The sequence below is a fragment of the Mycobacterium sp. E802 genome (genome assembly GCF_001666875.1).
Lineage (GTDB): Bacteria > Actinomycetota > Actinomycetes > Mycobacteriales > Mycobacteriaceae > Mycobacterium.
In genome coordinates, this window is the sequence record NZ_LZJD01000144.1 from 21085 (window position 1) to 28386 (window position 7302).

Annotated in this window: 5 protein-coding genes and 1 pseudogene; 5 read left to right on the top strand and 1 reads right to left on the bottom strand. The window is 67.6% G+C overall.

Annotated elements, in window-relative coordinates:
- Nucleotides 1-30 precede the first annotated feature (30 nt).
- The 5 genes from A5699_RS20855 to A5699_RS20875 are packed head-to-tail and all read left to right on the top strand — an operon-like array spanning nucleotide 31 to nucleotide 6850.
- Nucleotides 31-744 (top strand): TetR family transcriptional regulator, encoded by a 714-nt coding sequence (locus A5699_RS20855; RefSeq protein ID WP_067773274.1) that lies wholly within the window; start codon nucleotides 31-33, stop codon nucleotides 742-744.
- On the top strand, nucleotides 744-3323 hold the full coding sequence (locus A5699_RS20860) for an ABC transporter ATP-binding protein/permease (RefSeq protein ID WP_067773277.1): 2580 nt from the start codon (nucleotides 744-746) through the stop codon (nucleotides 3321-3323). The genes A5699_RS20855 and A5699_RS20860 overlap by 1 nt, the downstream gene beginning before the upstream one ends.
- Complete coding sequence (locus A5699_RS20865) at nucleotides 3320-5056, top strand: ABC transporter ATP-binding protein (RefSeq protein ID WP_067773280.1); 1737 nt, start codon at nucleotides 3320-3322, stop codon at nucleotides 5054-5056. The genes A5699_RS20860 and A5699_RS20865 overlap by 4 nt, the downstream gene beginning before the upstream one ends.
- Nucleotides 5057-5111: 55 nt before the next feature.
- Nucleotides 5112-6356: a cytochrome P450 gene (locus A5699_RS20870; RefSeq protein WP_369806740.1), complete on the top strand. Its 1245-nt coding sequence runs from the start codon at nucleotides 5112-5114 to the stop codon at nucleotides 6354-6356.
- Nucleotides 6353-6850, top strand: coding sequence for a hypothetical protein (locus A5699_RS20875; protein WP_067773291.1), 498 nt, complete (start codon nucleotides 6353-6355; stop codon nucleotides 6848-6850). The genes A5699_RS20870 and A5699_RS20875 overlap by 4 nt, the downstream gene beginning before the upstream one ends.
- A gap of 25 nt (nucleotides 6851-6875) precedes the next feature.
- Here the strand turns inward: A5699_RS20875 and A5699_RS29680 are convergent.
- Nucleotides 6876-7302, bottom strand: a pseudogene (locus A5699_RS29680) (hypothetical protein); the annotation flags it as partial.

Here is a 7302-nt window from a genome sequence, read left to right on the forward strand (position 1 = left end):
TGTGGGGGTAACTTTCCCTCGGAGGTAGTCGTGACCGGATCCGGTGTCGCCGCGCGGGTGGGCGGACGCCCGCCGCTCATCGCGCTGTCCGACATCGTCACCGCCGGACGAGACCTCGGCATGCGCAACCTGAGCATCAACGGCGTGGCCGCCAAACTGGGGGTGTCGGCCACCGCCTTGTACCGCCACATCAGCGGCCGCTGGGAACTCGAGCGCCTGGTCGGGGAAAGCCTGCTCGCCGAACTGGAGCTGGTCGACGATCCGGCCCGGTCCGTCGAAGAGCATCTGCTCGCCTTCGGGGTGAGCCTGCACGGCTACGCCCTCGGTCACCCGGGTCTGGCCACCTACATGCAGGTACTGTTCCCGCGCGGCGAGGCGGGCGCACGGCTGCTGGCCGACCAGATCGCCGCGCTGGGCCGGCGCGGCTATACCGCCGAGGCCGCGGCGCTGCTCAGCAGCTCGGTGGCGGTGCTCGCCATCGGGCTTGCCGCCCAGCACGAGCTCAAGGCCGAGGCCAGTGGCGGCGACGACGGATTCGTCACCGAACGCGACGCCGCGGCCGAACGGCTGGCCGACGACGCCGCGCTCGGTCCGGTCCACGCTGCGGGCACGCAACTGCGCAGTCCGCAGTACCTCGAATTTCTGATGAAAGCGCTGATCCGGGGACTGCTGACGTCCGTAGCGCCCGGCAGACCCATTACCGACATCGTGGCGGAGCTGACCGCCGTGAGAGAGGACCGCTGATGGCACGCGGATTTCAGGGAGTGATGATGCGCGGCTTCGGCGCGCGCGATCACCAGGCGACCGTGGTCGAGACCACCCATCTGACACCGAACATGCTGCGCCTGCGCCTGCACTCGCCGACGGTGTTCGAGGATGCCGTCGCCGAACCCACGTCGTACCTGCGGTTCTGGGTGCCGGACCCCGACGGCTCGAAGACCGAGTTTCAGCGGGGCTACACGATGTCCGAAATGGACCCGGACACCGGCAATTTCGCGGTCGACGTGGTACTGCACGAGCCGTCGGGACCGGCGTCGAAGTGGGCCCGGACGGCGAAGCCGGGTGACACCATCCCGGTGATGAGCCTGGGTTCCAAGGGGTTCACCCTGCCCGACGATCTGCCGGCCGGCTACCTGTTGATCGGTGACGCGGCCGCGATCCCGGCCATCAACGGGATCATCGGCATTGTGCCGCAGGATATTCCGATCGAGGTGTATCTCGAGCAGCACGATGAGAATGATCGGCTCATCCCGCTGGCCGAGCATCCCCGACTGCGGGTCCACTGGGCCGAACGCCGCGACGCGACATCGTTGGCCGCTGCGGTCGAGGCGCGGGACTGGTCGGACTGGTACTGCTGGGTGACGCCGGAAGCCGGCTCCCTCAAGCATCTCCGTACCCGGCTGCGCGAGGAGTTCGGCTTCCCCAAGTCCGAGTTACACGCCCAGGCCTACTGGACCGAGGGCCGGGCGATGGGCACCGACCGCACCGAGACCGAGACTGAGACTGCACCCGAGGCAGCTGCCGAGGTCGCACCCGAAACCTCGGACGGGGCCGCGTCACCGGCCCGCGGTACCTGGCGGGCCCAGGGTGCGGGCCGGTTGCTGGCCCCGCTGAAAACCCCGTTGATCGTGTCGGGCGTGCTGCAGGCGATCATCACGTTGGTCCAACTCGCACCGTTCGTGCTGTTGGTCGAACTGTCGCGGCTGTTGCTTGCCGGTGCCGACGAATCCCGGCTGTGGACATTGGGTTTGACCGCGGTTTGGCTGATGGGTCTGGGAGCTCTGCTGGGGGCCGGGCTCACCTTGTGGCTGCATCGCCTCGACGCGACGTTCGCCCGAGAGCTACGGACCCGGCTGCTGACCAAGATGGCGCGGCTGCCGCTGGGCTGGTTCACCGCCCGCGGATCCGGCTCGATCAAGCAACTCGTGCAGGACGACACCCTGTCCCTGCATTACCTGGTGACCCACGCGATCCCGGATGCCGTTGCCGCGGTGATCGCGCCGGTGGCCGTGCTGGTGTACCTGTTCACCGTCGACTGGCGGTTGGCGCTCGCACTTTTCATCCCGGTGCTCACCTACCTGGTGCTGATGTCGGTGATGACGATCCAGTCCGGCGCCAAGATCGGTCAGGCACAACGCTGGGCCGACCGCATGAGCGGTGAAGCCGGCGCCTACCTCGAAGGTCAACCCGTCGTCCGCGTGTTCGGCGGGGCGGCGTCGTCGAGCTTCCGCCGTCGTCTCGACGAGTACATCGGCTTCCTGGTCGACTGGCAGCGTCCGTTCACCGGCAAGAAGTCGCTGATGGATCTCGTCACCCGGCCCGGCACCTTCCTGTGGCTGATCGCCGCCGTCGGTACGCCGATGATCATCGGCGGTTCCCTGGCCCCCGTCGACCTGATGCCGTTTCTGTTGCTGGGCACCACCTTCGGGGTTCGGCTGCTCGGCGTGGGTTACGGCCTGGGCGGCATCCGCGGCGGCATGCTGGCCGCGCGCCGCATCCAGAACGCACTCGACGAGGACGATCTGTCGGTGCGTGACGACGCCGATGCCTCGGGCGCACAGGCCGCTGTGACGTTCGACGGAGTGACCTTCGGATACCGGCCGAGTGTCCCGGTGATCCACGATGTCTCGCTGACCCTGCGCCCGGGCACGGTGACCGCGCTCGTCGGCCCCTCGGGCTCGGGCAAGTCGACCCTGGCCGCACTGCTGGCCCGGTTCCACGACGTCGACTCCGGCGCGATCCGGCTGGGCGGCAGGGATATTCGGTCGATGCCCGCCGAGGAGCTGTACCGCCAGGTCGGCTTCGTCCTGCAAGAGACCCAACTGGTGGCCGGCACCGTTGCCGAGAACATCGCGTTGGCCGATCCGGACGCGTCCCTCGAGCGCATCGAACAGGCGGCCCGTGATGCCCAGATCCACGAGCGGATCCTGCGGCTGCCCGACGGTTATCAGACCGTGCTCGGCGCATCGTCGGCACTGTCCGGCGGCGAGCGGCAGCGTCTCACCATCGCCCGGGCCATCCTGGCCGACACGCCGGTGCTGATCCTCGACGAGGCGACCGCCTTCGCCGACCCGGAATCGGAATACCTTGTGCAGCAGGCACTCAACCGTCTGACCAAGGACCGCACCGTGCTGGTGATCGCACACCGGCTGCACACCATCACCCACGCCGATCAGATCGTCGTCCTCGACGGCGGTCGGATCGCCGAGAGCGGCACCCACGACGAGCTGCTGGCCGCCGGCGGTCGCTACCGACAGCTGTGGCAGACCGGACAGTCGCTACACCCGGCAGATGCCGTCACCGCAGGAGAGGCCGCACGATGATCCGCACCCTGATCACGCTCATCCCGGCCGATCGCCGGGGCAAGGTCGCCGTCTACGCCGCGCTCACGCTGGTCTCGGTGGTGATCCGCGCGGCGGGCACCGTGCTGTTGATCCCGTTGGTGTCGGCGTTGTTCAGTGACGCGCCGCGCGACGCGCTGCCGTGGCTGGGCTGGCTGACCGCCGCAACCGTCGTCGGTTGGATCGTCGACACCGCCACCTCGCGCCTCGGCTTCGATCTGGGCTTCGCGCTGCTGGACCACACGCAACACGATGTGGCCGACCGGTTGCCCAGCATTCGGATGGACTGGCTGGGCGGTGCTGCCGGCGCGAATACCGCGAATGCCCGCCAGGCGATCGCGGCCACCGGGCCCGAACTCGTCGGCATGGTGGTCAACCTGCTCACCCCGCTGATCGGCGCGATCCTGCTCCCGGCCGCCATTGCCCTGGCACTGCTGTTCATCTCCGTGCCACTGGGGGTGGCCGCGTTGGCCGGCGTGGTGATCCTGCTCGGGGCGTTGTGGGCGTCGGGCCGGCTGAGCCGCAAGGCCGACGCCGTGGCCGACGAGACCAACCGTGCCTTCACCGAACGCATCATCGAGTTCGCCCGCACCCAGCAGGCGTTGCGCGCCGCCCGTCGGGTGGAGCCGGCCCGCAGCATGGTCGGCGATGCCCTGGCCGCCCAGCACGGAGCCAGCATGCGGCTGCTGCTGATGCAGGTGCCCGGACAGCTGCTGTTCAGTGTGGCAAGCCAATTGGCACTGCTGATCCTGGCCGGGATGGCCACCGTGCTCACGGTGCGCGGCACTCTCGGCGTGCCCGAGGCGATCGCGATGATCGTCGTCGCCGCCCGCTATCTCGAACCGTTCACCGCACTGTCGGAACTGGCCCCGGCGATCGAATCGACCCGGGCCACCCTCGATCGCATCGGGGCCGTGCTCGACGCCCCGGTGATGACGACGGGCGCGGCCACGTTGGCCGTCCAGGATGCCCCGCGGATCGAATTCGACCGCGTCACTTTCGGTTACGGTGATACCCCGGTGCTGCAGGACGTCAGCTTCGTGCTGCAACCCGGCGGCACCACGGCGATCGTCGGACCGTCCGGATCGGGTAAGAGCACCATCTTGTCGCTCATCGCCGGCCTGCACCAGCCGACCGCGGGCCGGGTGTTGATCGACGGCGTCGACACGACCCAGATGGATGCCGAAACCCGCAGGGCGGCAACAAGTGTGGTGTTCCAGCACCCCTACCTGTTCGACGGCACGATCCGGGAGAACATCCTGGTCGGCGATCCGGGTGCCGATGCCGAGCAGCTGGCGACCGCCGCGCGGCTGGCCCGGGTGGACGAACTGACCGTCCGCCTGCCCGAGGGAGACGGCGCCAAGGTCGGCGAGGCCGGTACGGCCCTGTCCGGTGGGGAACGTCAGCGGGTCAGCATTGCCCGTGCGCTCGTCAAGCCGGCGCCGGTGCTCCTGGTCGACGAGGCCACCAGCGCGCTGGACACCGAGAACGAGTCGGCGGTGGTCGACGCGCTGACCGCCGACGAGCGGTCCCGCACCCGGGTGATCGTCGCGCATCGACTGGCCAGCATCCGCCACGCCGACCGGGTGCTGTTCCTCGACGGCGGACGGATCGTCGAAGACGGCAGCATCGACGAATTGCTGGCCGCCCGCGGACGGTTTGACGAGTTCTGGAACCAGCAGCGTGAAGCGGCGGACTGGCAAATCACGCACTAGCTGACCGACCACTTGAACCCAACCTACTGTAACCATTACAGTTGGGCGTCCCGGAATGGTGTCGGGGCGAGTTGGGTGTCGAGCGGGAGGTCATGTGACGACGTCGCAGGTGGTGTTCGATCCCTTCTCGGAGGATTTCTTCAACGGGCCCTATGAGACGTATCGGCGGATGCGGGAGGAAGCTCCGGTCTATTACAACGCCGACTATGACTTCTATGCCCTGACCAGGCACGCCGACGTGGCGGCCGCATTCAAGGACTTCGAGACATACTCGTCGGCCTACGGGGTCGATCTGGCCATGGTCCGGACCGGGCAGAAGGTGCCCGCGAAGATGATCATTTCGATGGACCCGCCCGAACATCGGCACATGCGCAGCCTGGTCAACAAGGTCTTCACCCCGAGGGCGATCGGCGCGCTGCACGACATGGTCGAACAGCAGATCGATCGCTACCTCGGTGGCGTCGATCCGCTGGAATTCGATGTGGTGTCGGACTTCTCGGCGTACTTCCCAGTCGAGGTCATCACCACGATGCTGGGTGTCCCACCGGAATCTCGTCAGCAGGTGCGGCTGTGGATCGACGCGTCGCTGCATCGAGACCCGGGCCAGATCGAGATGTCGGAGTCCGGCATCGAGGCGATGGCCCAGACCTGGCTGCTGTACTACGACCTGATCAAACAGCGCCGCGCCGAACCGCGCGACGACATGATCAGCGGGCTGATCGCCGCCGAGATCGAGCGTGAGGACGGCGAGCTCACGCGGCTACGGAACTCCGAGATCGCGGGATTCGCCACCCTTCTCGGTGGGGCCGGCGCCGAGACGGTGACCAAGTTGGTCGGTGCGGCCGTGGTGATGTTCGGCCGTCATCCCGGCCAATGGCAGCGATTGCGTGCCGACCGCAGCAAGGTGCCGGCCGCGATCGAGGAGCTACTGCGGTACGAGGCCCCGGCGCAGTACAACGTGCGGCGCTCTCAGCGTGAGATCGAGTTGCACGGCGTCACGATTCCGGCGGGCAAGCCGGTATTCCTGGTCGGCGGTTCGGCGAACCGGGACCCCGACGCGTGGACGGATCCCGACACCTTCGACATCGATCGGAACCGCACGGAAGCCCAGAACCTGGGATTCGGCTACGGGATCCACAGCTGCCTCGGCGCGGCACTGGCGCGGTTGGAATGCGGTATCGCCCTGAACAAGCTGCTGGATTTCATGCCCCGGTACGAGGTCGATTGGGACCGGTGCGAACGCGTGAGCATGCAGAACGTCGCCGGCTGGGCGCACGTGCCGGTGCGGGTGTTGCGATGAAGAGCCAAAAAGACTGCGGCACCGTGGCTTACCGCATGCACGTCATCGCCGGCGACGCCGCCGAGCTCGCCGCCAACGCCGGTGGGCTCATCGTCGACCGGATGATGAGTGGCTGGCGGGTCAGCGTGCAGCTCCTCAAGGACGGCCCCGACGACGTTCGACCCATCCGGATTCTCGGTGCGGAGCTTGTCGACGAGGCGGCATCGCCGGGCCTCCCAGACGAGGAGCAGTATGTTCTGGTCATGGGGGCCGAGGCGTATGCCCGGGCGATTTCCGGTGATGGCCAACAGCTTCCGGCCGGCTACACGGAGGCTCTGCTCTGGGGCGAATCGCCGAATCCGAGTCATCAGTTCGGGCACAGTCTGAGTTCGGCCGCGCGGGCGTTCAAAGCGCTGGCCGTCACCGCTGCCTGCATCTCTGCCGACGAGGTGTCCGCCGCAGAGGCGTTCACGTCGATGAACGCACGGGGCGGCGGCGTACCTCTGCGGGCCTGAAGCTATCTGGCCGGTGCGCAGGCAGTCAGCGGGTCGATGGATCCGGTGTGCACAGCGTCAGAAAGGTTTTGCCGCTCTGGGCAGCGACGTCGGCCGGGGCCAGCCAGCCGACACCTTGGAACCAGTAGGTGTCTGGGGAGTGCTGTGCGGACTCGGCGAGCACCTTCGTGAGATCGCTTGTCGTCCCCCAGGCGACCGGTGGGCCCTCAATACCGACGAACAGCGATGTCATGCGTTGCCAATGAAATCCAGGCGGCAGCGCCTTCGTAACCTCAAGGCCGGGATACGGTCCGCCGATGGTGATGTACTCAACCGCCACGCCGGGATCGGGCCCCTCGACCGGCTCCTGGCGCCCAGATGGGGACGTCTGTTTCAGTGCGGTAACGGGTGTTCTGAGTTGCAGCGCCGCCTCGTTGTCTTTGGACATGTCGAAGGTGAGATCGACCCCCGTA

What these genes read in the sequence shown, in the direction of transcription:
- A5699_RS20860 (WP_067773277.1), top strand. Translation starts at nt 744, where the DNA reads ATGGCACGCGGATTTCAGGGAGTGATGATGCGCGGCTTCGGCGCGCGC.
- A5699_RS20865 (WP_067773280.1), top strand. Translation starts at nt 3,320, where the DNA reads ATGATCCGCACCCTGATCACGCTCATCCCGGCCGATCGCCGGGGCAAG.
- A5699_RS20870 (WP_369806740.1), top strand. Translation starts at nt 5,112, where the DNA reads ATGGTGTCGGGGCGAGTTGGGTGTCGAGCGGGAGGTCATGTGACGACG.
- A5699_RS20875 (WP_067773291.1), top strand. Translation starts at nt 6,353, where the DNA reads ATGAAGAGCCAAAAAGACTGCGGCACCGTGGCTTACCGCATGCACGTC.